The 26966-nt window shown below is 72.4% G+C and carries 27 protein-coding genes; 12 read left to right on the top strand and 15 right to left on the bottom strand.

The window, feature by feature from the left end; translation table 11 throughout:
* Window positions 1-40 precede the first annotated feature (40 nt).
* Window positions 41-412: a VOC family protein gene (locus ACSNOA_RS17425; RefSeq protein WP_436659585.1), complete on the top strand. Its 372-nt coding sequence runs from the start codon at window positions 41-43 to the stop codon at window positions 410-412.
* A 64-nt stretch (window positions 413-476) separates the two neighbouring features.
* Here ACSNOA_RS17425 and ACSNOA_RS17430 read toward each other — a convergent pair whose 3' ends face one another.
* On the bottom strand, window positions 477-1475 hold the full coding sequence (locus tag ACSNOA_RS17430; protein ID WP_436659587.1) for a tyrosine-type recombinase/integrase: 999 nt from the start codon (window positions 1473-1475) through the stop codon (window positions 477-479).
* An 83-nt stretch (window positions 1476-1558) separates the two neighbouring features.
* Between ACSNOA_RS17430 and ACSNOA_RS17435 the strand changes: the two genes are divergently transcribed.
* Window positions 1559-2593, top strand: coding sequence for a helix-turn-helix transcriptional regulator (locus ACSNOA_RS17435; protein ID WP_436659589.1), 1035 nt, complete (start codon window positions 1559-1561; stop codon window positions 2591-2593).
* On the opposite strand, the gene ACSNOA_RS17440 is transcribed toward ACSNOA_RS17435, so the two are convergent.
* The 4 genes from ACSNOA_RS17440 to ACSNOA_RS17455 form a co-directional block, all read right to left on the bottom strand.
* Window positions 2583-3008 carry an Hsp20/alpha crystallin family protein gene (locus tag ACSNOA_RS17440; RefSeq protein WP_436659591.1) on the bottom strand — a complete coding sequence of 142 codons (426 nt, stop codon included), beginning with the start codon at window positions 3006-3008 and terminating at the stop codon, window positions 2583-2585. The genes ACSNOA_RS17435 and ACSNOA_RS17440 overlap by 11 nt on opposite strands.
* Window positions 3009-3110: 102 nt before the next feature.
* Complete coding sequence (locus tag ACSNOA_RS17445; RefSeq protein WP_436659592.1) at window positions 3111-3605, bottom strand: GNAT family N-acetyltransferase; 495 nt, start codon at window positions 3603-3605, stop codon at window positions 3111-3113.
* Entirely contained in the window at window positions 3602-4168 is a 567-nt protein-coding gene (locus ACSNOA_RS17450; RefSeq protein ID WP_436659593.1) for a DUF2087 domain-containing protein, read from the bottom strand. Before ACSNOA_RS17450 ends, ACSNOA_RS17445 begins: the two co-directional genes overlap by 4 nt.
* A 66-nt stretch (window positions 4169-4234) precedes the next feature.
* Window positions 4235-4732, bottom strand: coding sequence for a MarR family winged helix-turn-helix transcriptional regulator (locus ACSNOA_RS17455; protein ID WP_436659595.1), 498 nt, complete (start codon window positions 4730-4732; stop codon window positions 4235-4237).
* Window positions 4733-4800: 68 nt separating this feature from the next.
* On the opposite strand from ACSNOA_RS17455, the gene ACSNOA_RS17460 reads away from it, so the two are divergent.
* On the top strand, window positions 4801-6039 hold the full coding sequence (locus ACSNOA_RS17460; protein WP_436659596.1) for an MFS transporter: 1239 nt from the start codon (window positions 4801-4803) through the stop codon (window positions 6037-6039).
* A gap of 75 nt (window positions 6040-6114) precedes the next feature.
* Window positions 6115-7671 (top strand): glycosyltransferase family 39 protein, encoded by a 1557-nt coding sequence (locus tag ACSNOA_RS17465; protein WP_436659598.1) that lies wholly within the window; start codon window positions 6115-6117, stop codon window positions 7669-7671.
* Here ACSNOA_RS17465 and ACSNOA_RS17470 read toward each other — a convergent pair whose 3' ends face one another.
* Both ACSNOA_RS17470 and ACSNOA_RS17475 read right to left on the bottom strand, forming a co-directional pair.
* On the bottom strand, window positions 7672-8517 hold the full coding sequence (locus ACSNOA_RS17470) for a helix-turn-helix transcriptional regulator (RefSeq protein WP_436659599.1): 846 nt from the start codon (window positions 8515-8517) through the stop codon (window positions 7672-7674).
* A gap of 17 nt (window positions 8518-8534) precedes the next feature.
* The gene (locus tag ACSNOA_RS17475) at window positions 8535-9467 is read right to left on the bottom strand and encodes an SDR family oxidoreductase (protein WP_436659601.1); all 933 of its coding nucleotides are present in this window, start codon (window positions 9465-9467) and stop codon (window positions 8535-8537) included.
* A 293-nt stretch (window positions 9468-9760) separates the two neighbouring features.
* Between ACSNOA_RS17475 and ACSNOA_RS17480 the strand changes: the two genes are divergently transcribed.
* Window positions 9761-10945, top strand: a complete 1185-nt coding sequence (locus ACSNOA_RS17480) for a low temperature requirement protein A (protein WP_436659603.1) — start codon at window positions 9761-9763, stop codon at window positions 10943-10945.
* 35 nt (window positions 10946-10980) lie between these two features.
* On the opposite strand, the gene ACSNOA_RS17485 is transcribed toward ACSNOA_RS17480, so the two are convergent.
* The 3 genes from ACSNOA_RS17485 to ACSNOA_RS17495 all read right to left on the bottom strand — a co-directional run bounded on the left by ACSNOA_RS17485 (window position 10981) and on the right by ACSNOA_RS17495 (window position 15580).
* Window positions 10981-11841 (bottom strand): ABC transporter ATP-binding protein, encoded by an 861-nt coding sequence (locus ACSNOA_RS17485; RefSeq protein ID WP_436659605.1) that lies wholly within the window; start codon window positions 11839-11841, stop codon window positions 10981-10983.
* Window positions 11838-14855 carry an FtsX-like permease family protein gene (locus tag ACSNOA_RS17490; RefSeq protein ID WP_436659607.1) on the bottom strand — a complete coding sequence of 1006 codons (3018 nt, stop codon included), beginning with the start codon at window positions 14853-14855 and terminating at the stop codon, window positions 11838-11840. Before ACSNOA_RS17490 ends, ACSNOA_RS17485 begins: the two co-directional genes overlap by 4 nt.
* A gap of 68 nt (window positions 14856-14923) precedes the next feature.
* Window positions 14924-15580, bottom strand: a complete 657-nt coding sequence (locus ACSNOA_RS17495) for an ABC transporter ATP-binding protein (protein ID WP_436659609.1) — start codon at window positions 15578-15580, stop codon at window positions 14924-14926.
* Between the two features lie 373 nt (window positions 15581-15953).
* On the opposite strand from ACSNOA_RS17495, the gene ACSNOA_RS17500 reads away from it, so the two are divergent.
* Entirely contained in the window at window positions 15954-16610 is a 657-nt protein-coding gene (locus ACSNOA_RS17500) for a maleylpyruvate isomerase family mycothiol-dependent enzyme (protein WP_436659611.1), read from the top strand.
* An 82-nt stretch (window positions 16611-16692) separates the two neighbouring features.
* Here ACSNOA_RS17500 and ACSNOA_RS17505 read toward each other — a convergent pair whose 3' ends face one another.
* The 4 genes from ACSNOA_RS17505 to ACSNOA_RS17520 form a co-directional block, all read right to left on the bottom strand.
* Window positions 16693-17637, bottom strand: coding sequence for an NADP-dependent oxidoreductase (locus ACSNOA_RS17505; protein ID WP_436659613.1), 945 nt, complete (start codon window positions 17635-17637; stop codon window positions 16693-16695).
* Between the two features lie 102 nt (window positions 17638-17739).
* The gene (locus tag ACSNOA_RS17510; RefSeq protein WP_436659614.1) at window positions 17740-18210 is read right to left on the bottom strand and encodes a GNAT family N-acetyltransferase; all 471 of its coding nucleotides are present in this window, start codon (window positions 18208-18210) and stop codon (window positions 17740-17742) included.
* Between the two features lie 26 nt (window positions 18211-18236).
* Window positions 18237-18584, bottom strand: coding sequence for a GNAT family N-acetyltransferase (locus ACSNOA_RS17515; RefSeq protein WP_436659615.1), 348 nt, complete (start codon window positions 18582-18584; stop codon window positions 18237-18239).
* 157 nt (window positions 18585-18741) lie between these two features.
* Complete coding sequence (locus ACSNOA_RS17520; RefSeq protein ID WP_436659617.1) at window positions 18742-19659, bottom strand: NADP-dependent oxidoreductase; 918 nt, start codon at window positions 19657-19659, stop codon at window positions 18742-18744.
* 465 nt (window positions 19660-20124) lie between these two features.
* Here ACSNOA_RS17520 and msrB point away from each other — a divergent pair, with 465 nt between their 5' ends.
* From msrB to ACSNOA_RS17545, 5 genes are all read left to right on the top strand, one after another.
* Window positions 20125-20589 (top strand): peptide-methionine (R)-S-oxide reductase MsrB, encoded by a 465-nt coding sequence (gene msrB / locus ACSNOA_RS17525; RefSeq protein ID WP_436659619.1) that lies wholly within the window; start codon window positions 20125-20127, stop codon window positions 20587-20589.
* A gap of 9 nt (window positions 20590-20598) precedes the next feature.
* On the top strand, window positions 20599-21105 hold the full coding sequence (gene msrA, locus ACSNOA_RS17530; protein WP_436659621.1) for a peptide-methionine (S)-S-oxide reductase MsrA: 507 nt from the start codon (window positions 20599-20601) through the stop codon (window positions 21103-21105).
* Window positions 21106-21238: 133 nt separating this feature from the next.
* Window positions 21239-22420 (top strand): low temperature requirement protein A, encoded by a 1182-nt coding sequence (locus ACSNOA_RS17535; RefSeq protein ID WP_436659622.1) that lies wholly within the window; start codon window positions 21239-21241, stop codon window positions 22418-22420.
* Between the two features lie 280 nt (window positions 22421-22700).
* Window positions 22701-23357, top strand: a complete 657-nt coding sequence (locus ACSNOA_RS17540; RefSeq protein ID WP_436659624.1) for a TetR/AcrR family transcriptional regulator — start codon at window positions 22701-22703, stop codon at window positions 23355-23357.
* 569 nt (window positions 23358-23926) lie between these two features.
* Window positions 23927-24355 carry an OsmC family protein gene (locus ACSNOA_RS17545; RefSeq protein ID WP_436659626.1) on the top strand — a complete coding sequence of 143 codons (429 nt, stop codon included), beginning with the start codon at window positions 23927-23929 and terminating at the stop codon, window positions 24353-24355.
* A 25-nt stretch (window positions 24356-24380) separates the two neighbouring features.
* Here ACSNOA_RS17545 and ACSNOA_RS17550 read toward each other — a convergent pair whose 3' ends face one another.
* On the bottom strand, window positions 24381-24689 hold the full coding sequence (locus ACSNOA_RS17550) for a hypothetical protein (protein ID WP_436659627.1): 309 nt from the start codon (window positions 24687-24689) through the stop codon (window positions 24381-24383).
* A gap of 140 nt (window positions 24690-24829) precedes the next feature.
* Here ACSNOA_RS17550 and nhaA point away from each other — a divergent pair, with 140 nt between their 5' ends.
* The gene (gene nhaA / locus ACSNOA_RS17555; protein WP_436659628.1) at window positions 24830-26776 is read left to right on the top strand and encodes a Na+/H+ antiporter NhaA; all 1947 of its coding nucleotides are present in this window, start codon (window positions 24830-24832) and stop codon (window positions 26774-26776) included.
* Window positions 26777-26966: the final 190 nt, after the last annotated feature.

The following is a 26966-nucleotide window of genomic DNA, read 5'->3' on the forward strand; positions in this document are numbered from 1 at the left end:
CCTGACAGAAGATGGCAGGTACGCGGTGGAGGGTGGCCCCATGACAGTCAACGCCGACCTCGCCATGGTCAACCTCGACAGTTCCGATCCCGCCGCGCACGCCGCCTTCTACCACCGGGTGCTCGGCTGGGACGTCACGCACAGCCAGCCCGAGTACGCCATGATCAGCGGCAACGGGGTGTCGATCGGCTTCGGGCTGGTCGAGGGCTACCGGCCGCCGTCCTGGCCCGACGACGCCGCGCAGAAGCGCTACCACCTCGACCTGTACGTCGACGACCTGGCCCTCGCCGAGAAGGAGTTCGTGGCCGCCGGGGCGTCCAAGCCCGCCTTCCAACCGGGCGGCGAGCGGTGGGTCGTGCTCGTCGACCCGATCGGGCAGCCGTTCTGCATCTGCCCCCGCGCGCAGGGCTGACCGAGCGGGCCGGCCGTACCCGGGGCGCGGGTGCGGCCGGCCCGGCAGCGGGCCGCCGGCCGGGTCAGCCCCGTCGGCGGGACCGGGCCGCCCAGATCACGTACGCCGGGTCCCGGTCCAGGTTGTGCCGGTCCCGGTCGTAACGGCGGGTGGTACGCGGGTCGGCGTGCCCCATCGCGTCCTGCACGTCCTCCAGCGGCACGCCCTCCGAGCGGGCCGTGGTGGCGAAGGCGTGCCGCAGCGAGTGCGGCGACAACCTCGCCCACGCCGGGATGCCCGCTGAGCGGGCGAGCCGCCGGACCAGCCGGAACACCGCGTGCCGGTCCAGCCGGGCGCCGGTCGCGGTCACCAGCAGCGGCCCGGTCAGCTCGCTCGCCGGCACACCCGCCGCGGCGGCGCGCTGCGCCAGGTACGCGTCCACGGCGTACGCCGTGCCGGGGGTGAGCGCGCGACGGCGGGCGCTGCCGCCCTTGCCCACGAACCGCACGCTGCGGTGCCCCCGTTCCGCGCCGAGGTCGGTGACGTCGAGCGACACCAGCTCGCTCACCCGCAGCCCGAGGTCGGCCAGCAGCGCGACGGCCGCCCGGTTGCGCGCCGCGGTCGGGCCGGTCTCCGCCTCCGCCGCGGCCAGCAGCGCGTCCACCTCCTCGGGGGTGAGCCCCACGGTGGCCGAGTGGTCCCGGTCGATGCGGGGCCGGTCCGCGCCGGCGACCGGGTTCACGTCGACCGCCCGCAGCTTGGCGAGGAAGTCGTACCAGCTCGACAGGGCGGACAGCTTCCGCGCCACGGTGGCCGGGGTCAGCGGCCGGCCACTGCGCGGGCTGCGGGTGGCCTCCAGCGCGCGGGCGTACTCGTTGACGTGCAGGAAACTCGCGCCCAGCGGATCCAGCTCCCGCTGCGCGCACCAGGTGAGCCACCCGGCGATGTCCCGCCGGTACGCGTCGCGCGTGTGCGCGGACAGCCGCCGGTTGCGCAGCCACGCCTCGGTGACGTCCTCGGGGCCGGCGGGCAGCGCGGGCCCGGCCGGTGGGCGGGCCAGCACCGGGGCCTCGGAGGAAACCATGCGAGAAAGGTTCTCAGTTCTGCGGGGCGAAGCGGGTGAGGCGCGCCCGGGACATCGCGCGGTCGTCCGGATACCGTCGGTCGGTGCGCGCGAGTCGGCTGGTGTCCCTGCTGCTGCTCCTCCAGAGCCGCGGGCGGATGACCGCGCCGGAGCTGGCCGCCGAGCTGGAGGTGTCGGTCCGCACGGTCTACCGGGACGTGGAGGCGCTCGGGGCGTCCGGCGTGCCGGTGTACGCCGACCGCGGCCCGGCCGGCGGCTACCGGCTCCTCGACGGCTACCGCACCCGGCTGACCGGCATGACCCCGGCCGAGGTGGAGGCCCTGTTCCTGGCGGGGGTTCCGGGCCCCGCCGCCGAGCTGGGCCTCGGGTCGGTGCTCGCCGCCGCGGAACTCAAGCTGCAGGCCGCGCTTCCGGCCGGGTCGGCCGACCGGGGCGGCCGGATCCGCCAGCGCTTCCACCTCGACGCCCCGACCTGGTTCCGGGAGCCGGAGCCCACCCCGCACCTCGCCGCGCTGGCCGCCGCCGTCTGGGCCGACCGGCGGGTACGCGTGCGCTACCGGCGGTGGCGCGCGCCGCAGGAGGTGACCCGCACGCTCGACCCGCTCGGGCTGGTGCTCAAGGCCGGCCGGTGGTATCTCGTGGCCGCCGTGGACGGGCAGGTCCGCACCTACCGGGTGGCGGCCGTCCTCGACCTCACGGTGCTCGACGAGTCGGCCGAGCGGCCGGACGGCTTCGACCTGGCGCGGAGCTGGCAGGAGCACGCCGACCGCTACGAGCAGGGTGTCTACCGGGCCGAGGCGCACGTGCGGATGACGCCGGCGGCGCTGGCGCTCATGTCGTACGTGTCCCCGCCCGCCATGAGCCGGGCGGCCCACGCGGCGGCCGGTGAACCCGACGCGGACGGCTGGCTGCGCACCACCGTGCCGATCGAGTCGATCAAGCACGGCCACGTCGAGCTGCTCAAGCTCGGCGCCGACGTCGAGGTGCTCGCCCCGGCGGAGCTGCGCGAGCGGTTCACCGCGACGGCCCACCGGCTCGCGGCCCTCTATCCCGCCGAGCCGCCGCGGGCAGCGGGACGGCCGCACCGGCCGTCCCGCCCTGACCCGCTCAGGCGTTGATCTGCTTGTGTCCGTTGGCGCTGGCCGTGACCGGCACCCGCCGCGGCTTGGCGCGCTCCGCCACCGGGATCCGCAGCGTGAGCACGCCGTTGTCGTAGCCCGCCTCGAGGTTGTCGGTGTCGAGGGTGTCGCCGAGGAAGAGCTGACGGGTGAAGATCCCCATCGGACGCTCGGCGGCCACGAGTTCGACCTTGTCGTCGGTGGGCCGGCGCCGCTCGGCGCGGACGGTCAGCACGTTGCGCTCGACGGTGCAGTCGATGCTGTCCGGGTCGACGCCCGGCAGGTCGAACGCCGCGTAAAAGTAGTCGCCGTCGCGGTAGGCGTCCATGTGCATGACGGCCGGGCGGGCCGTGGTGCCGAAGAACTGCTCGGCGAGCCGGTCGATCTCACGGAACGGGTCGGTGCGCATCAGCATTGTCGTGCCTCCTCGGTTCTCCTGGCCGAAGGTCTCGGGTTGAGTCCGGCCGACTCAACTTCCTCTTCTGTGATAGCGCGAACCGCCGTGCTCGTCAACCGCTCAGCCGAGACGTTTCTCGAACCAGTGCTCGGCGTAGATGTCGTGCGAGTACGCGGGGATCTCGACGTACCCGTGGCGCGCGTACAGGGCCCGGGCCTCGACCAGGTCGCTGCGGGTGTCCAGCCGGATCCGGTCGGCACCGGCCTTCCGCGCGTACGCCTCGACCGCGGCGAGCAGGGCGGCGCCGCCGCCACGGCCGCGCCGCTCGGCCCGGACGTAGACCCGGGTGAGTTCCGCCCAGCCTGGTTGGAAGCGCAGCCCCGCGCAGCCGGCCAGCCGCCCCTCGTGCCGGGCGAGCAGGAGCACCCCGGTCGGCGCCACCAGGTCGCCGCTGGGCGATTCGATCATGGCGGCCTCGACCTCGCCCGGCACCGCGGGACGGCCGTGGTAGCGCACCACCATCTCGGTGAAGTACTCCCGCAGCAGAGTCGCCGCCTCGGGCTGGTCGGGATGGGTGGGGCGGACGGCCCAGGCCGCCCGGAGATCGGTCGTCACCCGTTGATCGTCGCCGCGGGGTCAACGGAATTACCGGCGCGGCCGTCGTCCGACCGGCGGTAGACGCCGCGCTCCCGGGTGAGCAGCAGCTCGTCGACCAGGTACCGGCGCAGCGTCACGTGGTCGGACCCGCCCTCGGCGCACCACGGGCGCAGGGCGTCGTCGACCGCCCGCTCCGGGTACGAGGTGTCCGGCAGGAACGACCGGCTCGCGATGTGCTCCAGCACGATCCGCCGCCGGCCGCGCTGCGCCGGCAGGCCCACGAGCACGCCGTCGCGGACGAACGTCCGCAGCACGCGGTCCTCCGGCGCCTCGGCGGGGCGCGCCGGCTGCGGCGTGCGGGCCAGCTCCCGCAGTCGTTCCGCGTCCACGGCCAGCGCGCCGTCGGACCCGGTCACCAGGCCCGCGTCGGCCAGCCGGCGCAGCGCCGTCACCACCTCGCGCGCCGGTACGCCGGCACGGTCGACGACCTGCCGCACGTCGGTCGCGCCCAGCACGACCGCCGCGAAGACCCGCCGGCGTGCGTCGTCGGCCAGCGAACCAGCCAGAGCCTGTGCCGTCATGCCGGCCACCCTGCCAGCGGGCGTACGCGCCACGCCACGGAATTTCCGCCCGTACGCGCCACCGGTTCAGTCGGCCGGCCGCTCGGCGAGCAGCAGGACGCGGCGCAGCAGGTCGGACAGGAGGCGCCGCTCGTCCGGGTCGAGCGCGTCGAACAGCCGGCGCTCCTCGACACCCCGGGGGTCGAGCGCGCCCCGCCAGGCCTCGTGACCGGCCTCGGTCAGCGCCACGTCCACCCGCCGTCGGTCGGTGGTGGACGGAATCCGCTCGGCGAAGCCCCGCCGCACCAGCGCGTCCACCCGAGCGGTGATCGAGGCGGGCGCCACGCCGAGGTCGGCGGCGAGTTCCGAGGGGGCGGCCCGGCCCCGCCGCCCGGCCAGCGCGTGCAGCGTGTCGTACTCGTGCGCCGGGAGATCCGCGTCGACGAGCGCCCGCTCCTTCACCGCCCGCAGGTGTCGGGTGAGCAGGAGCATCCGGGTCACGGCGCCCTCGACATCGGGGTCGAGATCGGGCAGCACGGGCAGCCAGCGCTCCACGTGCAGGTCGGTGCGGTCGCGCGTCGTCACCCACTCACAGTACTACGGCGTCGAAATATTCGTTGCCGAAATGTTTGGCATCGAAATATCTTGTGGCGGTGACTCATCCCCTGCGCCTGCGGGCGTTCCGGCTGCTGTTCGTCGGGCGTACGGTCTCGGCCGTCGGCGACGCCGTCGTGCCCGCCGCCCTCGCGCTCGCCGTGCTCCGTGCCACCGGCTCGACCACCGCCCTGGCCCTCGTCCTCGGGGCCGCCATGCTGCCCCGGCTGGTCCTGCTCCCCCTCGGCGGCATCGCGGCCGACCGGTTCGACGCCCGGCTCGTCGCCCTCGTCGCCGACCTCACCCGCTGCGCCACCCAACTCGTGGTCGGCATCGAACTCCTGGGTGGTGACCCGTCGCTCGCGCCGATCGTCGTGGCGTCCGCGGTGGGCGGCACCGCCGCGGCGTTCGCGCTGCCCACCGCGTCCCCGCTGGTCGCCGGCACGGTCCATCCGGCGCACCGCCAACGGGCCAACGCGCTGCTCGGCACCACCGCCAACGCCAGCCGCCTCGCCGGTCCCGCCCTGGCCGGGGCCCTTGTCTGGGCGGCCGGACCCGGTTGGGCATTCGTGCTCGACGCCGCCTCCTTCGCGGTCAGCGCCGCGCTGCTCGCGGTCATCAAGGTGCGTCGGGTGTCGCGACCCGAACGGCGGTCGATGAGCGCCGACCTGCTGTACGGCTGGCGCGAGGTGCGGACCCGGACGTGGTTCTGGAGCAGCCTGATCGGGCACGGCACGTGGAACGGGGCGGCAGCCGTGCTGACCACCCTCGGCCCGGCCGTCGCCGTCGACCGCCTCGGCGGCGAAGGGGTGTGGCTGCTGCTGCTCCAGGCCGGAGCGGTGGGCATGCTCGCCGGCTCGCTGATCGCCGGCCGGGTCCGGCCCCGCCGGCCGGTGCTGACGGCCAACCTCGGCCTCGCGAGCTACGCCGCGCCGCTGATCCTGCTCGCCGTGGCCGCGCCCGCCCCGGCTGTCGTCGTCGCGTACGGGGTGGCGCTGACCGCCCTGGGCTATCTCAACCCGGTCTGGGAGACCGTCGTGCAGAGCCAGTTCCCGCCGCACGTGCTGGCCCGGGTCACCTCGTACGACTGGCTGGTGTCGCTCGGCGCCATGCCGCTCGGCTACGCCCTCGCGCCGGTCGCCGCACGGGTCTGGGGCGACCCGGTGCCCCTCGCGGTCGCCGGCGTGCTGGTCCTGGTGGCCTGCGCCGGCACCGCGCTGGTTCCGGGCGTACGCCGGGTGGCGTGGCCCGCACCGGCGGCCGCCGAACCGGCCCGCGACGCCGTGGCGACGACCTGACCACCGGGTCGTGGCCGATCCGTTACGGACCGCGCCTCCCACGGGACACCGGCGGGGACGGCGGCCGGCCATGATATGGACGTGGCCGAATCCGTCGCCGACCGGCGCCACGCGCGCCGCGACGAGCCCAGCGCGGTCGCGGCGCCGCCCGCCCCCGGTCCCCGCAGCCGCGGGCCCTGGCTGGTCGCCGGCGCGGTGACCCTGGTGTTGCTGCTGCTGTCCACCCGCTACGGCTACCACCGCGACGAGCTCTACTTCCTGCTCTGCGGGCGACACCTCGACTGGGGTTACGTCGACCAGGGCCCCCTGGTCCCCGCCCTGGCCCGGCTCGCCGACACGGTGGCGCCCGGCAGCCTCGTGGCGCTGCGCACGCCGTCCGCGCTGATCGCCGGCGCCTGCGTGCTGGTGGTCGCCGCCATCGCCCGAGACCTGGGCGCGGGGCGCGGCGCGCAGAGCTTCGCGGCGTTCCTCGCCGGCAGCTCCGGTCTCGTGCTGGCCGGCGGGCACCTGCTCAGCACCACCACCGTCGACATGCTGGTCTGGCTCGTTGCCGCCCGTTACGCGGTCCGGCTGCTGCGCACCGGCGACGCCCGGTGGGCGCTCGGCATCGGGCTGGCGGTCGGCGTCGGCATGCTCAACAAGCTGCTGCCCGCACTGCTCGCCGTCGGCCTGCTCGCCGGGATCGCCATCGCCGGACCGCGACGGCTGCTACGCGACCCGTGGGTGTACGCGGCCGCCGCCGTCGCCCTCCTGCTCGCCGCACCCACCCTCGTCTGGCAGGCCGCACACGGCTTCCCGCAGCTGTCGGTCGCCGCCGCCATCTCCGGGGGCGACAGCTCCTACAGCGGCCGGCTCGACGCGCTCACCCTCCAGTTCGTCATCGTGAGCCCCTACGCCGTGCCCATCTGGATCGCCGGGCTCGTGGCCCTGCTGCGCCGGCCCGTCTGGCGCGCGTACCGGGCGCTGGGCTGGGCGTGGCTCGTGGTGTTCGCGATCGTGCTGCTCGCCGGCGGCAAGGGCTACTACGACGCCCCTCTGCTGCTGGTGCTCGCCGCCGCCGGTGCCGTGCTCACCGTCGCGTGGGCCGCCCGCGGGTCGACCGTGCTGCGCCGCGGCCTGCTCGTCGTCGGCGCGCTGCTCTTCGTGGCGCCCAACGCCGTGCTGCTGCTGCCCACCCTGCCCGCCGACCGGCTGCCCGCGTTCGTGGTCGACGTCAACTACGACGCGGGCGAGACGATCGGCTGGCCGGCGTTCGCCGACTCCCTCGCCGCCGTGCACCGGGCGCTCCCCGCCGAACAGCGGCAGCGCGCGGTCGTCCTCACCGGCAACTACGGCGAGGCCGGCGCCGTGGCCCGCTACGGTCCGGCGCGCGGGTTGCCGCCGGCCTACTCCGGCCACAACAGCATGGTCGACTTCGGGCGCCCGCCCGCGGACGCGGACGTGGCCATCGCCGTCGGCTGGGAGCGCCCCGACCAGCTGCGCGAATGGTTCACCGACGTCACCCTCGCGGGCCGCGTCGACCAGCGCGTCGACGTCGACAACGACGAGAACGGCGGGCCGATCTGGCTCTGCACGGGCCTGCGACGGCCGTGGGCCGAGATCTGGCGGACGGAGGTACGCCACGCCGGCTGATCAGCCCGGAAGGTCCGCCATCTGATCGCCGACGACCGACAGCAACGCCAACTTCTCGTGACTGTCGGTGCCCGGCACCGCGGTGTAGACCAGCAGCGTCTGCGACTGGTCCGGGTCGACAAGCACCTGGCAGTGCAGCTCCAGCCGCCCGACCCGCGGATGCTGGAACCGCTTCGGCGGGCAGAACGTCCCGGCCACCGGATGCTCCCGCCACAGCGCCGCGAACTCCGGGCTCGCGGCGAGCAGCCCGTCGACCAGCTCCGCCGCGCGCGAGCCCGCGCCGTCGCGGGTGTACGCGGCGTGCAGGTGCGCCGCGATCAACCGGCTCCAGGTGGCGTGGTCCTCACTCACGTACCGCTGCCGGGTCTCCGGGTCGGTGAACCAGCGGTAGTGCAGGCTACGCGCGAGTCCGGTGTGGCGGGTCTCGTCACCGAGCAGGGCGATCGCCGGGCGGGTCTGGCTGAGCGTCTCGCCGAGGTGGTTCACCACCTGCGCCGGGGTGTCCGCCAGCCGATCCAGGATGCGCATCATCCCCGGGTTGAGGTGGTCGGTGCGGGGCACCCGCCGCGGGGTCGCGTACCCGCCGAGCCGGAACAGGTGGTCCCGCTCGTCGACGGTGAGCCGCAGCCCCCGGGCGATCGCGGCGAGCATCTGCTCCGACGGGTGCGGGCCGCGCTGCTGCTCGATGCGGCTGTAGTAGTCGGTCGACATGCCCGACAGCGCCGCCACCTCCTCGCGCCGCAGGCCGCCCGTACGCCGCCGCGTCCCGCGCGGCAACCCCACGTCCTCCGGTTGCAGCGCCTCGCGGCGGGTCCGCAGGAACTCGGCGAGCCTCCTCCGGTCCATGACGTCTCCTTCGGCGATCAGGTGGTCGGGTAGGTGACGCGGGCGAGGTGCTGCGAGACGTCCCACAGCCGGGCCGCGTCGGCCGGGTTGCGGGCGGACCGGTAGACGGCCAGCTCCGTCGGCGCGCCGGTGAACTGGCCGATGCCGTCCGGGCCGTAGAACCGGCCACCGGCGGCGTCCGGGCTCGTGGCGGCGTGCAGCGCGGGCAGCAGGCCGGCCTCGACGTCCTGCACGAACAGCCCCCAGCGGGCCAGCCGCCGCATGACCGCCTCCTGCCGGGACGGGCGCTCCCGACCGAGGCTCGGGCCGGAGGCGTACAGGTTGGTCAGCGTGGTGCCGGGATGGGCCACGCTGCTCACGACGCCCCAGCCGCGGGCGCGGCTGAGCCGGTCGAGTTCCAGCCCGAACAGCAGGTTGGCGAGCTTCGACTGGTTGTACGCCCGCACCGGTGAGTACCGCCGCTCGCTCTGGAGGTCGTCCCAGTCGAGCCGGCCGAAGCGGGCCGCGCTGCTCGACATGGTGGTGATCCGGGCCCGGCCCGCCCGCAGCAGGGGCAGGAGGCCGGCAGTCAGCGCCACGTGGCCGATGTGGTTCGTGCCGAACTGCAACTCCAGGCCGTCGGTCGTGGTGTGCCGGGTGGGCGGCGCCATCACGCCAGCGTTGTTGATCAACAGGTGGATCGGCCGTCCCTCGCCGGTGAGGGTGTCCGCGAACGCGGCCACCGAGTGCAGCGAGGCGAGGTCGAGGTCGCGGGTGGTGACCACGGCCTCCGGCGCGGCCGCCCGGATGCGCCGTACGGCGTCGGCGCCCTTGGCCCGGTTCCGGACCGGGAGCACCAGTTCGGCGCCGGCCCCGGCCAGGCGTACGGCGAGGCCGAGGCCCAGGCCGTCGCTGGCGCCGGTGACGACGGCGAGCCGTCCGGTCAGATCAGGTACGGACACGTCCTTCACAACAACTCCCTGGTCAGTGGTGTTTCGTGCCGCTGACCACGGTGGCACCGCCGCTGGCGCCGGCCCAGGGCCGAGTTGTCCGGGGACCGTCGATCCCTGGCTGCGGGGAGTCGCTTCCGCAGGGGTCGGTCGCACGGGACGGACGGCACGGAATCGCCGAAGCCGGGAGATCCCTCCCAGCAACGCCGATAATCGGCTGAGACGCCCGGGGCGGCGGTGCACGGCGTACACCGGACGCGGCGCCGGCGACGGTCCCCGCGGCCGGGGCGCGGCGAGAGCGGCGGGAGGCCGGCATGACGACCCGAGGCGACGCCAGCCTGGTGCGCCGCCCGGACGCGTCGAACCGTGCGACGCTGCTCGAACTGCTCTTCGACGTGGTGTTCGTGGCGGCCCTCGCGCTGATCTCGATGCTCATGACCCAGCGAACCTCCTGGGAGTCCACCGGCGAGACGCTGCTCATGCTGTTGGCCATCTGGTGGATCTGGTCGGTCACCTCGGTCACCACCGACTACTACGACCCGGAGCAGCGCCCCATCCAGGTCATCCTCATGGTGAGCATGCTGGGCGCCGTGGCCGCGGCCGCGGCGCTGCCGGGGGCCGCCGACGGGCACGCCCTGGTGTTCGCCAGCGCGTACGTGGCGCCGCACCTGATCCGGGGTGTGGTCCTGGTGCTCACGCTGCACCGGCACCGGCACCGCGCCCAGGAGCGCGCCGCCCGCTTCATGTTCTGGTTCACGGTCTCCGGGGTCTTCTGGATCCTCGGAGCGCTCTCGAGTGAGCAGGCGCGCTGGCCGTTGTGGGTCGTCGCCCTGACGATCGACTACGTCGCGGCCGGGGCGCGCTACCCGATACCCGTGCTGGGCCGGGTGCCGCTCGAGCAGTACGAGAAGGCGACCGAGCACCTCGGTGAGCGGTACCAGCAGTTCGTCATCCTGGCCCTCGGCGACATCATCCTGGTGCCCACTCTCAAGATCAGCACCTCGGATTTCTCCATGCCCCGGCTCGCCGGGTTCGTGAGCGCGTTCGTGACGATGCTGCTGCTGTGGCAGATCTACGTCTACCGCAGCGGCAACATCCTGCAGATCACCTCCCGGCACCTGCTCGCCCGGGCGTCCCGGCTGGGGCCGTACACCCACGCGATGATCCTTCTCGGCGTGGTCTGCGTCGCCGTCGCCTTCGACCTGGTCGTCGGCCAACCGCTCGGGCACACCCCCGCCCGGTCGGTGGTCCTCATGCTGGGCGGCCCCACCCTGCTCGTCCTCGGGCGGGCGCTGTTCACCTATCGGGTCTCCGGGGTGGTGCCGTGGCGCCGGCTCGCCTGGCTGCCCGTCTTCGGGATCCTGGCACCGTTCGCGGGCGGCTGGCCGCCGGTGCTCGTGGCCATCGCGACCATGCTCGTGCTCGGCGGCATCGTGGTCACCGACGTGCTGGCCCCGCGACTCCGGCCGGCCTTCTTCCGGCCCGGGCGCGTCGGCTGACCCGCCCTGCCGGCTACGACCCGTCGGTGTGCCGGCTACGGCCCCTCGGTGTGCCGGCTCGCCCGCAGCGTGACGGAGCCGTCGGTGTGCTCGACGGCGAACAGCGTGCCGGGCGGGAACGCCTCCAACGTCTCCGGCGGCAGTTGGACGGTGCCGTCCCCGGCCACCACCGCGAAGTCCCGCCCGTCGCGACCCTCCGCGCCGACCCGGCCGTCGCGGATGGTGACGGCCCGCCCGAGCCGGGCGCCCACCTCGGCGTCGTGTGTCACCACGACCACCGTCGTCCCCCGCTCGGCGTTGACGCTCGCCAGGGCCGCGAGCACCTCGTCCCGGCCCGGCCCGTCGAGCTGGCTGGTCGGCTCGTCGACCAGGAGCAGCCCGGGCCCGGCCGCGAGGCCCACGGCCAGCGCCGCCCGCTGCCGCTGCCCGGGGGTCAGGTCGCCGGCGAGCCGCGCGCCGGCTCCGGGGAGACCGACCAGCTCCAGGATCGCCTCGGGCGGATCCGCCCGCCTCCCGGACCGCCGCGCCGCCGGCCGCTGCGCCAACCAGACGTTGCGACGCACCGACACGTACGGCAGCAGGTTGCGGTGGGCGCCCTGAAGCACGGTGCCGATCACGGCGCCCCGCAGCGGGGCGATCTCCGACGGCGACAGCCGCGACAGCTCGTGCTTCCCCACGAACACCCGTCCCGCGCTGGGCCGCAGAAGCCCGCCGAGGACCGACACGAGCGTGGACTTGCCCGAGCCGGACGGCCCCACGAGCGCCAGCATCTCACCGGCGGCGATGTGCAGGTCCACGCCCGACAACGCCACGACGTCGCCGGCCCGGGCCGGATAGATGTGGATCAGCCGGTGGCAGGTGACCGGCACGCCCCCGCGGGGCTTCCCCGGACTCACCGGGCGCTCCGGCCGCGGACGGAAGCGGCCACGACTCGGCCCAGCAGCGTCGCGGTCACGCCGAGGACCGCCACCGCCGGCAGTAGCACCACCAGCAGGCGGAGGGCGTCCGGCCAGTCCGGCGGCGGCACGGGCGACCGGCCGTCGCGGAAGAGCCGCTGCCCGCCGCGCGCCAGCAGCCAGACCACCACGGTGGCCAGCGCCCCGGCCGCCACCGCCGCCGCCACCGGCCACCCGTAGCCGCCCCGGACGAGCCGCGCCGGCAGCCCCTGCCGCCGCAGCGCCACCAGCATGGCGACTCGGCTGCGCTGCTCGGCGGCCGCCGTGGCCACCAGACCCGCCGCGCCGAGCAGCACACCGGCCAGCGCCGCGAGCAGGTTGAACGTCAGCGCCAGCGCCGGGCCCTCCCGGTCGAAGCTCTCCCGCACCGCGGCGATGCTCCGGTCGTACCGCACCACGAGGCCCTGCCCGCGCAGCCGGTCCAGCACGTCGGGGGGCGCGGCCGGACCCAGCCACACCTCCTTGACGCCGACCTGCCCGGCCACGGCCGGCCGGTCCGCGTACTCCAGGTCGATCAGCACGCCGGACGAACCGAGGCGGGGCAGCCGGTCGGACACGCCGGCCACCGTGGCCATCGCCGTCTCGCCGTCCACCCCGTCGTACGGTTGCGCCGACCCGGGCCCGACGCCCGTCGCCCGGGGCAGCCACGCGGGCAGGGGGTGCGGCGAGTCCGCCACGGTGAGGCCGACCGGCGTCGCGTACCGCCCGTCGGGGACGTCCAGCATCAGCGCGCCGCCGTCCTCGCGGGGGTAGACGCTCGCCATCACCACGCCGGACGTGCGCCAGCGGGGCAGGTCGGCCAGGGCGGCGCCGGTCAACCCCACGGTGTCGCCGAACCGCACCTCGTCGAAGCCGATCCGCAGCGGCAGGGGCACGACCGGCGCGACGATCTCGTACGAGACGAACCGGCACCCCCGCGCGCACTCGGGCACCGGTATCCGGTTGGCGACCCGGACGCCGGGCTCCACGCGTCGGCCCGCGCTGATCCGGCGGGTGCCCGAGTCGCTGGCGACCGTGACGAAGAGCCGCGGCGCGTTCCCACCGAACGCGTCGGCGTCGTAGTTGGTGGAGAGCACCATGGTGAGCGCGGTCGCCCGAAACAGCACCGGTTCCGCGGGCGGGGCCGGGCGCAGCCGCTGCGGGATGTCCGCCAGCGCCGAGCCGTACGACGAATGCGCCGCCGCCACCGTGGCCAGCCGCGGGGAGTCCACGGCGAGGACCGACGTGCCGGTCTGGGCGGCGGAGATCGCCACGGCCGCCATCGCGAACCGCCCGTCGGGGTCCACGGCCCGGACGGCGCCCAGCAGGCGCCGGCGGGACATCGCCTCCACACCGACCACCCGGGCCGCGCCCACGTCGACGGTGGCGCGGTCCGCGTACGCCGTCGACGCCACGTCCCGCACGGCGACGGTGAAGGCCAGCATCGCGACGACCACCGTGAGCAGCGCGATCAGCCGGCGGAACCGCGGCTGCCGGCCCACCTGCACGAGCGCGAAACCGGTGCCCGTCCGGCCCCGCGCCAGCAGCCGGGCGCCGGCCACCGCCCCCAACGCCATGGCGGCCCGCGCCCCGAGCACGCCCACGGCGAGCGCGCCGAGGATCGGGGCCAGCAACGCCAGACCGCTGGGCGCCCCGCCGGAGCGCAGCTGGACCAGGGCCGCCACCGCCACGGAGAGCGCGACGACGTCCCCCACCCCGGCCCGCCAGCCCCGCGACCGTGCCGGCACCCGCCGCAGCAGGTCGACGATCGGCGCGGACAGGGCACGGGCCTGCGCGAGCAGCGCTGCGGCGAGCGCGCCGAGGGCGGCCGCGGTGGCGTAGGCGACGGCGGTCGTGGTCAGCGAGACGTCGACGTCACCGCCCAGCGTGCGCCGGGCGACCAGTTGCGCGGCGGCGAGACCCGCGACGCACCCCAGGGGGATCGCGATCAGCACCGGGACGGCGTGTTCGACGGTCGCCAGCAGCCACAACCGCCGTCGCTGCACGCCGCGCAGCAGCAACAGGCCCTGCTCCGGCCGACGCTCGTCGGCCGCCGACCCGACCGCCACGACGAGCACCAGCCAGCAGAGCCCCACGAGCAGGGCGACACCCAGGCTCACCCCGAAGGCCAACTGGTCGCGCTGCTGGGTGACGCGGTCGAGCAGGGCCGGAAGGCCGCTGCCCGAGCCGAGTCCGTCGAGCGCCCCGGCGCGCAACGCGCCGGCCACCTGGGTCTTCAGCTCCTCGCTGGAACGGGTGAGGATCAGGCGCTCGGTGACGAACACGTCGGCCGTCGAGCGCTGGAGGACGGCCTGCTCGTTCGCGAGTCGCGACGACGGCGCGGAGAAGATGGCGTCGGTGACGCTGCCGACCGCGGACACCGGCGCCGTACCCGGCGCGGGTGGCCGCAGGAAGTCCGCGCCCTGCCAGAACGGGTCGGCCGGGTCGAGTGGGCGGTAGACGCCGGACACCCGCACGGGTACGCCCTCGAAGGTGAGCCCACCGCCCGCGGCGACGCCGAGGTGTGCGGCGGCGGCCTCGCTCACCATCACCTCGGGCGGCTGCCCGACGGGGGTGGAGGCGGGGCAGGCGCCCGTCACGGCGACGTGCTCGCAGACCTCCTCCCGGTAGACCACGCTGGTGGTCACCGTGCCCGCCGCGCCGCTCGCGACCCCGCCGGCCTGCGCGCCGAGCACGACGTCGAAGCCGTCGGGAGCGAGCCTCTCGACCTGCCCGCCGAACACCCCCCGGTTCGGGTCGCCCGGCATCCCCGGGTACTCCACAGGTGAGACGAAGCGCAGCCGGCGTTCCTCGGGCGCGGCCCCGGACAGCTCCGTGACGGCGAGGGTCCGCCCCGCGGCGGCCACGTACATTGGCGCGATCGCGGCGGCGGCGCTGGCCAGCATCGCGAGCAGAAGCACCGCCACAGCCTGGGCCCGGCGGGCGACGAGCGCTCCGGCGATGACCGCGAGCATGCCCGAATGCTATGGAGCGTCACGGCTGTCGCGCTGCCCGCGCTTGCCGATCGATACCTCGTGGTTACCTACCGCTTCCCGGCCCGGCGGATCTCGGCGCGTCCGTCGACGAGGTGCAGTTCCGCCTCGCACGCGGCGGCCACCTCCGGGTCGTGCGTGGCGAACACGACGGCCGCGCCCCGCCCCGCCTCCTCCCGTAGCAGGTCCAGCACCCGTTGCCGGTTGCCCGCGTCGAGTTCGCTCGTCACCTCGTCGGCGAGCAGCACGGCGCCGCGCAGGGCCAGGCCACGGGCGATCGCCGTACGCTGCTGCTGCCCGCCGGACAACTCGTCGACGAGCTGGTCGGCCTGACCGGACAGACCCACCCGGCCCAGCGCCTCGACGGTGAGCCGGCGCGCCTCCGACGGCGGCACGCCGCGGGCGACGAGCGCCACGTGCACGTTCTCCGCGGCGGTCAGGACCGGGGCGAGGCCGTTGTCCTGCGGGACGAGGACGACCTCCCGGGTCACGGCGTGGTCGCGGTCGCGCAGGGGCTCCCCGCCGATCGCGACCGCGCCGGCGCGCGGTCGCAACACCCCCGCCATCGTGTGCAGGAGCGTCGTCTTGCCCGCGCCCGAGGACCCGGTCACCGCCAGGATCCGCCCGGGCTCGACGGTCACCGAGACGCCCTCGAGGACGGCCGGCGCGTCACCGTGGCCGACGCGCACCTCGTGGATCGCCAACATGGGCAACCGCCTCCTTCGGGGGCCGGGCCCGAGCAGACTGCCACGGCGTCCGCGCCCCGCACAACGGCTCCTCGCCGGCTGCGGTGCGCGCGGGCACACTCACCACCAGCGTCAGAAGGCCTCACGACAGGGTGCGCCTCGCGGCCACCACCGGCTGAGCGTGGACACTGGCTCGCCGCCCGGCGCGTTAGGCGCCGCGGTACCTCCCCGCGAGCCGCAAACCGACGTCAGTCCCGCGAACCTCGCGCCGTTTTGCGCCCGCCCGGTGACACGTCTTCTACCGGCACCCCTGGTACCGTGGCGGGACCGCCCTTCGCTCACGACGAGGGGCCCCCGGCAACGAGCGGCGTGCTCGACCGTTGGGAGGCCACGCGTGACCGCACGACCCGACACGTCGGCAGCCGATCTCATGCCCATGATCGCGGACGAGCGGCGCCGCGCCGCCGACCTGATCGACTCCCTCGACCAGGATCAGTTGGACACGCCGAGCCTGTGTGGTGCGTGGACGGTCAAACAGGTGGCCGGGCACCTCGTCGCACCGCTCGCCGCGCCCCGCCGCTGGCTGCTGCCACTTCTCCTTCGCAACGGCTTCCACCCGCACCGGGCCAACGCGCAGCTGGCAGAGCGGGTCGCCCGCCGGCCGGCCGGTGACATCGCGGCGGCGCTGCGGACGCACGCGGAGACGCCCTTCAAGGCGCCGGTCGTGGGGTTCCACGGTCAACTCACCGACCTTCAGGTGCACGGGCAGGACATGCGCCGTCCGCTCGGCCTGCCGCACGATCTGCGGCCGGAACGGCTGCGGGTGTCACTGGACTTCCTCACCGGCCGCCGGGCCGTGGGCTTCGTCCCCAGGGGACTCACCAGAGGGTTGCGGTTCGAGGCCACCGACCTGGGCTGGACGTCGGGCGACGGCGCCGCCGTCCGCGGCGCGGCCGAGGCGTTGCTGCTCGCCCTCACGGGTCGGTCGGTCGTGCTCGACGAACTGGGCGGCGACGGGGTCGGCGTCCTGCGCGACCGGTTGACGCGCTGACCCGAGGCGTGGCGCCCGTCCACGCCGGCCGAACTCGGCCGTCGAGGTCGCCGGCTGGTGACGCGGCTCCGCCTCCGAGTCCTCATGGACGAACGCGGATGACCGTCTTCCCCTTGGTCCGCTCGGTCGGGTTGAACGCGGCGACGGCGTCGTCGAGGGCCGCAACGGTGCCGATGTTCGTCCGCACGCGTCCGTCCCGGACCCACCGGGCGATCTCACTGAGCTGGGCGCGGTCGGACACGACAACGAAATCGACCGCCAGGCCGTCAGCGGGTCGCGCCTCCGGCGGCCCGGTGACCGTCACCAGCGTTCCACCGGCGCGAACGAGACCCGCGGACCGCCTTTGGATGTCGCCGCCGATGACATCGAAGACCAGATCGACTCCGCCGACGTCTTCCAGGGTGTCGTTGTCGAGGTCGACGAACTCGTGCGCGCCGAAGTCGACCGCGGTCTGCCGGCCGCTGGCACGTCCGGTGCCGATGACGTAGGCGCCGGCCTGACGGGCGAGCTGCGTCGCCATCGAACCGACCACGCCGGCCGCGCCGTGCACCAGGACGCTCTGCCCCGCCAGGAGGTGGCCGTGATCGAACAGGCCCTGCCAGGCGGTCAGGCCCGCCATCGCAACGCCGGCGCCCACCGTGAAGTCGACGTCGCCCGGCAGCGGCGCAAGGTTGCGCGCTTCGACGACCGTGTACTCCGCCAGGGTGCCGTCGCGAGTCCAGTCCGTGAGGCCGAACACCCGCTGTCCCACCGACAGGCCGGTTGTGCCATAGCTGAGGGCGGTGACCACCCCGGCCACCTCGTGGCCGGGGATCGACGGCGTCCGGTCACGGCCGAGGCGATCGATCCACGTCGAGGGCCATTCCAGCTCGTTCCCGGTGAATCCCGACGCATGAACTTCCACGACGACATCGCCGTAGTTCGCGCCCTCAAGACTGGCGAGCCTCGCCGCGTCCGGTATGGGCCGCTCCGCGAGCCTCATCCCCGCCGTTCCCGCGGCCCGGTCCGTCACCACGATCGCTTTCATGTGGACACCCCTCTGTATCGGTCCTCGCCTGCCCCCGTCACGACGAAACGGAGGGTCTCCGGTGTCTCCGCGTCCCTGCTGAACGAGTCGAACGACGAACGGCTACGTCATGTCCTTCTCGAACGCGGCGAGCTCGTCGTGGTCGCCTTTCACGGGTGCGTGCTGGGGGTAGGCGCCGGCGCCGGGGCGGACCTTGTCGATGAGATCGAGGTATTCCGGGTGGCGGGCAATGAACCTACCGACGACCGGGCAGATGATGGTGATCTTCTTCCCGCTCTCGCGAACCTCGTCCAGCACGCGAGCGACGAGCTCCGTGGCCACCCGATGGTTGCGGTAGGCGGGGTCGACCCAGGTCGTCAGCAGTACGACGCGGCCGCCCACGAACCGGTACGTGAGTTCGGCGATCGCGTCGGCGCCGAGGAGGGCGACCCATCGGCCGTGCTCCGCGTCGTTGACGACATCGAGCTGCCAGCTGGAATCCACGTCACGGAGACTTGTCTCGTTCAGAGCAGCGATGAGCGCCGCGTTGTTCTCTTCCCGGGTGGCCGCCTCGGCCTCGAGATTGATCGTCATTGTCACACTTCCTACCGGAGAGCTGCTTAGGACATGTGGGTGCGACCCGGGGTCACTCCCGGGTGCTCAGGGTCGATGAGGTCGGCGTACTCGGGGTTGTGCTCGATGAAGGTGCGCACGATCGGGCACCGGATGGTGACCGTCCTGCCTTGCACGCGCACGTCGTCCAGGACGCGCCGGATCAGCTCGGTGGCGATGCCCCGATTGCGGAACTCGGGGATCACCGAGGTGGCCAGCAGCACGAGCCGGTTGTCGCGGGCGACGTCGTAGGTCAGCCCGGCCACCTCACGGCCGCCGACGACGGCGTTGTAGGTGGCGAGTTTCTCGTCGTGGACGACCTGGAAGTCGAACCCGGGAGCGTGGGGAGCGGTCATAGGGGATGTGCCCTCGTTGATGGTCATCAGCTCAATTCCGGTTCGTGGCGGTGGTCGTACTCGCCCAGCCGCAGGTCGTCGACGGGAGGTGCAGGCCCAGCCGTCGGCGTACTTCTCGCTCCTGCGGGGGCCGTTCTCGTGCTCGGGCGTCCAGTCCCTACGAGCGAACGCGGATGATCGTCTTCCCCTTGGTCCGCTCGGTCGGGTTGAGGGCGGCGACGGTGCCGTCGAGGGTGGCGACGGTGCCGATGATTGTCCGCAGTCGTCCGTTCCGCACGCGCCGGACGACCTCGCCCAGTTGGGCGCGATCGGGCACGACGACGAAATCGACCGCCAAGCCATCTGCGGGCCGTGCCTCCGGCGGCCCGGCGATGGTCACCAGCGTTCCTCCGGCTCGGACCAGGTATGCGGACCGCTTCCCGATGTCGCCGCCAATGACGTCGAACACCAGATCGACCCCGCCGATGTCTTCCAGGGCATCGTGCTCGAGGTCGACGAACTCCTGCGCGCCGAAGTCGAGCACCGTCTCACGGTCGGCGGTGCGTCCGCTGCCGATGACGTAGGCCCCGGCCTCGTGTGCGAGCTGCGTCACCATCGAGCCCACTCCACCAGCGGCGCCGTGCACGAGGACGCTCTGCCCCGCCCGAAGGCGACCGTGCTCGAACAGCCCCTGCCACGCGGTCAGGCCCGAAATCGGCAGGCTCGCGCCCACCGTGAAGTCGACGTCGGCCGGCAGCGGCGCAAGGTTGCGCGCCTCGACAGCCGCGTACTCCGCCAGGGTGCCGTCGCGAGTCCAGTCCGTGAGGCCGAACACCCGCTGTCCCACAGACAGTCCTGTCGTGCCATAGCCGAGAGCGCTGACCACTCCGGCCAGCTCGTGCCCGGGGATCGACGGCGTGCGCTCACGGCCGAGGCGGTCGGTCCAGGTCGAGGGCCAGGTCAGCTCGCCTGGAGTGAATCCCGACGCGTAAACCTGAACGACGACGTCGTTCAGCGCCGGTGCCGGCTCGGGCCGCTCCACCAGCGTCATCCCGGCTACTCCCGCGGCCTCGTCCGTCACCACGATCGCCTTCATCCGGCGCCTCCCTGTATCCAGTCCTCGTTTGCACGGTCGTGACGTGCGAGTCCCGTTCTCACCAGCATTGCGGCGTTTCGCCCAAATGACGATCAGGGCCGGCGGCACCCGGTTTCCGGAATCGTGCGAGGTCGCTGGAACTCGGCGCCGATGGGCAGGTCGGAAAGTTCGTCGCCAGCGGACGCACCCAGTCGGACGCCCCGAACCTAGCCCCAGCCCAACTGGTCGGTCAAGTCCATGCTCAGGGTCAGGCGGATGGTACGGTGGGGGCGAGTTGCACAGGCCATCCACCGTAAAGGCGGGGCCCGCCGGCCGTATGCCAACCTCGTCTATGGACTTGATGGTCCATGAAGATGGTGGCTGAGGGAATACCACCGGCCCGCGGGACGTCTTAGCCCCTGCCCGTTCAGGTGCGCCTCGCCTCGTTCCCCAATGTCCGGCCCGAAAGGCCGGGAAGGGAGAGCTGTGCCCCAGCAGAGCAAGTACCACAAGAACCCGGAGGCCCTTTCGCGGCTCGACCCGGAGCAGTACCGCGTGACCCAGCAGGACGGCACCGAGCGCCCGTTCGCCAACGCCTACTGGGACAACCACGAGCCCGGCATCTACGTCGACGTCGTGTCCGGCGAGCCGCTGTTCGCGTCGGTCGACAAGTACGACAGCAACTCCGGCTGGCCGAGCTTTACGAAGCCGATCGCCAAGGCGAACGTTGTCGAGCGCGAAGACGCCAGCCACGGGATGATCCGGATTGAGGCCCGCTCGCTGCACGGGGACAGCCACCTCGGCCACGTCTTCGACGACGGTCCCCCCGACAAGGGTGGCCTGCGCTACTGCATCAACTCGGCGTCGTTGCGGTTCATCCACCTCGACGACCTGGAAAACGCAGGGTACGGCGAATACCGCACCCTGTTCACGAGTGACACCGAGAAGTAGGGAAACGACGTGACCACGGAGAAGGCGATCCTCGCCGGCGGCTGTTTCTGGGGCATGCAGGAGTTGTTCCGGCGCCAGCCCGGCGTCGTGTCCACGCGCGTCGGCTACAGCGGCGGCGACGTCCCGAACGCCACCTATCGCAACCACGGCACCCACGCGGAGTCCATCGAGGTCATCTACGACACCGAGAAGACCAATTTCCGCGCGCTGCTCGAGTTCTTCTTCCAGATCCACGACCCCACGACGAAGAACCGCCAGGGCAACGACATCGGCACCAGCTACCGCTCGGCGATCTTCTACACCAGCGACGAGCAGAAGCGGGTCGCCGAGGACACGATCGCGGACGTCGACGCCTCGGGCCTGTGGCCCGGCAAGGTCGTCACCGAGGTCACCCCGGCAGGCGACTTCTGGGAAGCCGAACCCGAGCACCAGAACTACCTGCAGACCTACCCCAACGGCTACACCTGCCACTTCCCCCGCCCGGGGTGGAAGCTCCCGAAGCGGGCGACGGCCTGACACCTCCGGCGCGCGGACCCCGGGTCCGCGCGCCGGCCCGGCACCGCAGTGGTCGCACGTCCGCGGTCACCGCCGCCACCGCATGTCAGAATGGCCCCAAACCCGGATCAGAGCTGGCAGAACGGGCGAGCCGATGGCGACGAGCAGGGCGGCCGAGCTGGTGCGGAAAGCCGGGGATCCACAGCGGGCCACGTTCCTGGAACTCTTCTTCGACCTGGTGTTCGTCCTCGCCCTCGCTCAGCTCTCGCGCGGCCTGGCCGAGGACCTCGGGTGGAGCGGCGCCTTCCGGACGCTGGTGCTGCTGGGAGCCATCTGGTGGGTCTGGTCCAGCACCGCGTGGCTGACCGACCGTACGGACCCGGAACGATCGGTGATCCAGGCGCTGGTCATCGCGACCATGGTCGGCAGCCTGGTGATGGCGGCCGCCGTGCCCGAGGCGTTCGGCGACACGGGCCTGATCTTCGCGGGCGCCTACGTCGCCATCCAGCTCGGCCGCGGGCTCGTCCTCGTGGCCGTTCTGCGTGGCCACGCGCTGCGGCTCATCGGCGTGCGCGGGCTGTTCTGGTACGGCTTGTCGGCGCTGCCCTGGATCACGGGGGCGCTCGTGAACGGTACGGCGCGTGGCGCGTTGTGGGCACTCGCGGTGGTCCTTGACCACACGGCCGGCAGAATCGGCTTCCCCACCCCCGGGGCGGGCCGTGCGGCCGGCCAAGACCTTGCGATCTCCGGTGAGCACCTGGCCGAGCGCTACCGGCAGTTCTTCATCATCGCGCTCGGCGAGCTGATCCTGGTCACCGGGCTGGCGCTGACCAGCAGCGGCTTCGCGCCGCACGCGGCCGCCGCGTTCGCGGTGTCGATCGCCACCACCGTGCTGCTGTGGAGGATCTACATCCATCGCGCCGGGCAGGTCCTGGCGGAAGCGATCGCGGTGTCCACCGACCCGGTCCGCCTCGCCGGATCGGCGTCATACGCCCACCTGGCCATGGCGGCCGGCGTGGTCGCTACCGCCGTCGGCGACGAACTGGTCATCGCCCGTCCACTCGGGCACACCCCACCGGCCTGGATCGCCGTCATCCTCGGCGGACCCGCGCTGTACCTGGCCGGGCGCGCCCGCTTCGAGCACGCGGTATTCGGCCGCGTGTCCCGGTCCCGACCGATCGGCGTCCTCGCGCTGGCCGCCCTGACGCCGGCGATGCTCCCCCTGCCGCCGGTCGCGGTCGCCGCCGCTGCCGCCCTCGTCCTGACCGGGATCGCCGCATCCGACGCGGCCCGCGCCCGCAGACGCCCGTCCGAGCGGCCGTCACCACCCGGCTAGCCGGCTTGAGGCGTGACATACACGGCATTGGTTCCCTCTTGTCGCTTTCTGGCGGGGGTATGGATCAGCGCATCGCCAGAGCGGTAGCGTGCCACAGCAAGGACTAAATAGTCCGGAATAGGTGGCTCACCTTATCGGTCGATCGGGAACGCGGCGCCCATTCAATCAAGCAAGACGGCCGGGCAGGCGTTCATCCATCGCACGAATGCAACAGGACGGGTGATGGACTGGGAGGTCCAATTCTCCACGGATTATCCGGCAGGCTGGATACACTTGAGGGATGGGCGACGAGCAGGTGGCTGCGCCGACGAAGCAGCGGCGGATCAGTCAACGGGGCATCGCGACGCGGGAGCGGATCCTCGATGCGGCGAACCGGCTGATGCTCGTGCGCGGAGTGAACGCGACGACCCTTGACGACGTCCGCGAGGCAAGCCAGACGAGCAAGTCGCAGCTTTACCACCACTTCGCCGACAAGCAGGATCTCGTGCGCGCGTTGGTCAGATATCGAGGCGCGCTCGTGCTTCAGCGCGAGCGTGCAGGGCTCGAACGACTGAGATCGTTCTCAGGGCTGGTCCGGTGGCGTAACGCGCTGGTCCAGGCCAACTCGCTGAACAACGGCAAGTACGGGTGCGGCCTCGGGTCGATGGCTGTCGAGCTGTCCGATCAAGATGAGCAGGCTCGATCGATGCTGTCGGAGACGTTTGCGGCCTGGGAAAAGCTGATCAGTGATGGTCTGCACCGGATGCGGGACAGCGGCGCACTGCGCCAGGACGCCGACCCGGAGAAGTTGGCCACGGGCTTGATGGCAGCTTTGCAAGGCGGCTACCTGCTGGCGAACGCCGCGCACGACGTCGCACCCATGGAAGTCGCCCTGGACATGGCGCTGGACCACATCAAATCGTTCCTCGTGGAGCCGCCCGGCGAGCCGGCCCGTTAGTTGAGCGCAACACCTAGGCCCGCCTCGCAGCCGGGTTCGGCATCGGCGTCGCCACCGCCTGGCGCTACGCCCCGAAGCTCTCGCTCTACTCGCCGCAGCGACGCGGAGACAGCTGCCATCGAGTCGTTCCTCGCGTCGTTGGATCGCCTCCTACTGCGCCTGCGGATTACTGTGCATCGATGTTCATCACCTCGTCCGATCTTGAGTCCACCCCGGTCGCGGAAGGCGAGGACGATCGCCGCCGTGACGCCCGAACCATGGCAACCCTAGCCTTGACGGACCGAGAAGTCCAACTTTGGACGTGGCGTTGAGCGAGCTCAGCTGGTGGATCTTGGCCATGACCGCCTACCCGCGCAGCTTACAACACCCAAGGTGGCCGTGCGCGAGGGCCGAGCGGTTCTGGCAACGAACGATCAACTGGACGATCTAGTCCGCGAAGGCTAGCCTGCGGAGGTACCCGGTCACGGGGTGATACGCCCGGCCACGGCCCCGCTCAGACTGCGGCGCGGCTGCTGCGGGATCCGCGTACCTGGACCGTCACTACCAGGATCCACAGGAAGGCACGGCTGATGGAAACCAATCGGGATCGTGTCGTCGCATCCGCCCGAGCTGTCCTTCCGGCCACTGAGCGTCGCCGCACGGACATGACCACCCGCGGCTTCACGTTCGTCGCCGACGAACCGCACAACGGCGCACTCGGCGAAGGCCCGACGCCGACGGAGTACCTGTTGATGGCGCTCGCGTCGTGCACTGCTCAGACGCTGCGGCAGTATGTCGACTACAAGTACGACACCGCCGGTGACATCACCGTCGAGATCGACTACCACGAACCTCAGCAGGAAGGCGCAGAGCGTTACCTGCAGCGCACGATCACGCTGAGCGAAGAACCTGACCCCGACGACTTGAAGGTGATGCATGAGATCGCCGAGCGGTCCCCGGTGACCCTGCTGATCCAGTTCGCGTGGAGCGTACGGACGGAGTTCGTGGGGCCGCGCTGAAATGAGGCCGGGTGCTGCTCGGCGATCATTGCCGAGCAGCAGGCGTTGTCGTTCCGTCCCAGGCAGCGACAGTGTTCCGCCGACCGCCACAGCGTGAACGCCATGCCCCGCCTCGCATCCGTGCCCGGACGAGGTCGCGGTGATGACCGCGCGTGCGCGCGCCGTGCGTGTAGAGGTCGGCGTACGCGGAGAGCTTCAACTCGTCGATCAGCTCGGTGCTGTCCGCGGCCGCACGCTTCCTCGTGGGTACCGCCGGGTTCAGCATCGCGTCGATCATGCGCGCCGTCGTCCCCACCATGAACTCACCGACAACCGCCCGCCTGCCGTACGGCATCGGCGGGTCTCGTCGCTCTCCGCACAGCCAGCGACAGCTGGGACAGCGCGATCAGTACCGAACGAGGGGTCGCGTGCCCGCCGCGCGGCACGTGATCTAGCTATCCCTGCTGGCCCGGCCAGCGCCACGGAAGGTGACGTGTGTCCGAGATCAAGATGAGCGGCCGGAAGGACTGGAAGCGGAATCTGGCGGCGCCGCTGCGAGCCTTTCTGCGCACAGAATCCGGCGGTGCCGGCGTACTCGTGGCCGCCATCGTCGCCGCGCTGCTCTGGGCCAACGTCGACCTCGGCTCCTATGAAGCCGTCTGGCGCACCCCCCTGTCCCTGCGCCTCGGGCCCCTCGAGCTCTCCCGCGACCTGCACACCTGGATCAACAGCGGCCTGATGACGCTGTTCTTCCTGGTCGTCGGCCTTGAGACGCGGCGCGAGTTCGACCTCGGCGACCTACGCGACCGGCGACGGTTCGTGCTGCCCAGCGTGGCCGGCGTGATTGGCATGCTGATCCCGGTGCTGATCTTCCTGGCGATCAACCGCGGCGGCCCGGGCGCGCAGGGCTGGGGTGTGGCTATGTCGACCGACACCGCGCTTGCGCTGGGCCTGCTGGCACTGCTCGGCCGAGGCGTGCCCGACCGGGTCCGGATCTTCCTGCTCACCGTGTTCGTGGTCGACGACCTGATCGCTCTCATCGTCATCGCTCTGGTCTACAGCGACGACATCAAAGTGATGCCCATCGTGGTGGCCGTAGCGGCGTTCGCGGTCATGCTGGCCATCCGCGCTGCCGGCGTCCGACGTGACTCGGCATACGTGCCGGTCGCCATCGTGATGTGGGGATCGCTGCTGGTCAGCGGAGTCGACCCGGTGGTGGCCGGACTGGCCATCGGGTTGACCGCGTTCGCCTACTCCCCCGGTCGAGCTGAGCTGGAGCAGGTCAGCGGCCTGTTCCGGTCGTTCCGTGAGCAGCCGACGCCCAAGCTCGCGCGTACGGCTTCGATCGGCCTCGCGAACACGCTGTCTCCCAACGACCGCCTTCAGCGCATCTACCACCCCTGGTCCAGCTACGTCATCGTGCCGCTGTTCGGCCTGGCCAACGCTGGCATCAGCATCAACGGTCCGTTCCTGGCCCAGGCGTTCGCGTCGCCTGTCACCTGGGGCGTGCTGCTCGGGTACGTCGTCGGCAAGCCGCTCGCCGTGATCGGCACCTCCGCGGCGCTCACCTGGGTCTCCCACGGCCGCATCCGTCCGGCCGTGGGCTGGGCGGGCGTGCTCGGCAGCGGCACGATCGCCGGTGTCAGCTTCACGGTGTCGCTGCTGATCGCCAATCTGGCCTTCAGCGGCGACCAACTGGCCGAGGTCAAAGTCGGGGTGCTCAGCGCCGCGGTCGTATCCTCCGCGCTGACCTGGGCTGCGTTCCGCGTCACCAACATGCTGCCCAAGGACAAGCGCACCCGGGCGCTCTTCGGCGACATGACGGAGTTGATCGACCTCGTCCCGGAGGTCGACGAGAAGCACGACCATGTCCGTGGCCCGGCCGATGCGTCGGTAACGCTGGTGCAGTACGGCGACTTCCAGTGCCCGTACTGCGGGAAGGCCGAGCCAGTCGTCCGGCAGTTGCTGGGCCACGCCGACCTGCGTTTCGTGTGGCGTCACCTGCCCCTGTCAGACGTGCACCCGCAAGCCTGGCTAGCAGCCGAGGCCGCCGAAGCAGCGGCCGCTCAGGGCAAGTTCTGGCAGATGCATGACCTGCTGCTCGAACACCAGGACAAGCTGAACATCACCGATCTCGTCAAATTCGCCAGCGACCTCGGTCTGGATCAGGAACGCTTCCACGACGATCTGGTGAAGCAGGCCCACGCCGCCCGCATCGAACGCGACATCGACTCGGCCGACAACAGCGGCGTGTCCGGCACCCCGACGTTCTTCATCAACGGCCGCCGCCACTACGGCGCCTACGACATCACGACCTTGACCGCCGCCATTCGTGTAGCCCGGTCCCGGGCCCGCCTCGGCCGCGCAGCACCAGCGACCCATCAGTACGCGCTTCCGTTGACCCGACAGCCGTCAGATCCGGTCAACAACGCCGACCACTGACCCACTCCGGCGAGAGCTGTCCGCCCGAGGCGCGCCGCCTCGAGGGACGCACACCATAACAGACATTATGATGTAGCGCCGTTATGTCCGCTTTGCCTGGCTTCATTATCGGATTATCAATACCGGTAATCCGATAATGGCGCGAGACGGCCCGACGTGGTGCCGAGAGAGGTGTTGGCGAGTACCCCCA

The organism is Micromonospora sp. URMC 103 (assembly GCF_051386435.1).
Taxonomy (GTDB): Bacteria; Actinomycetota; Actinomycetes; order Mycobacteriales; family Micromonosporaceae; genus Micromonospora.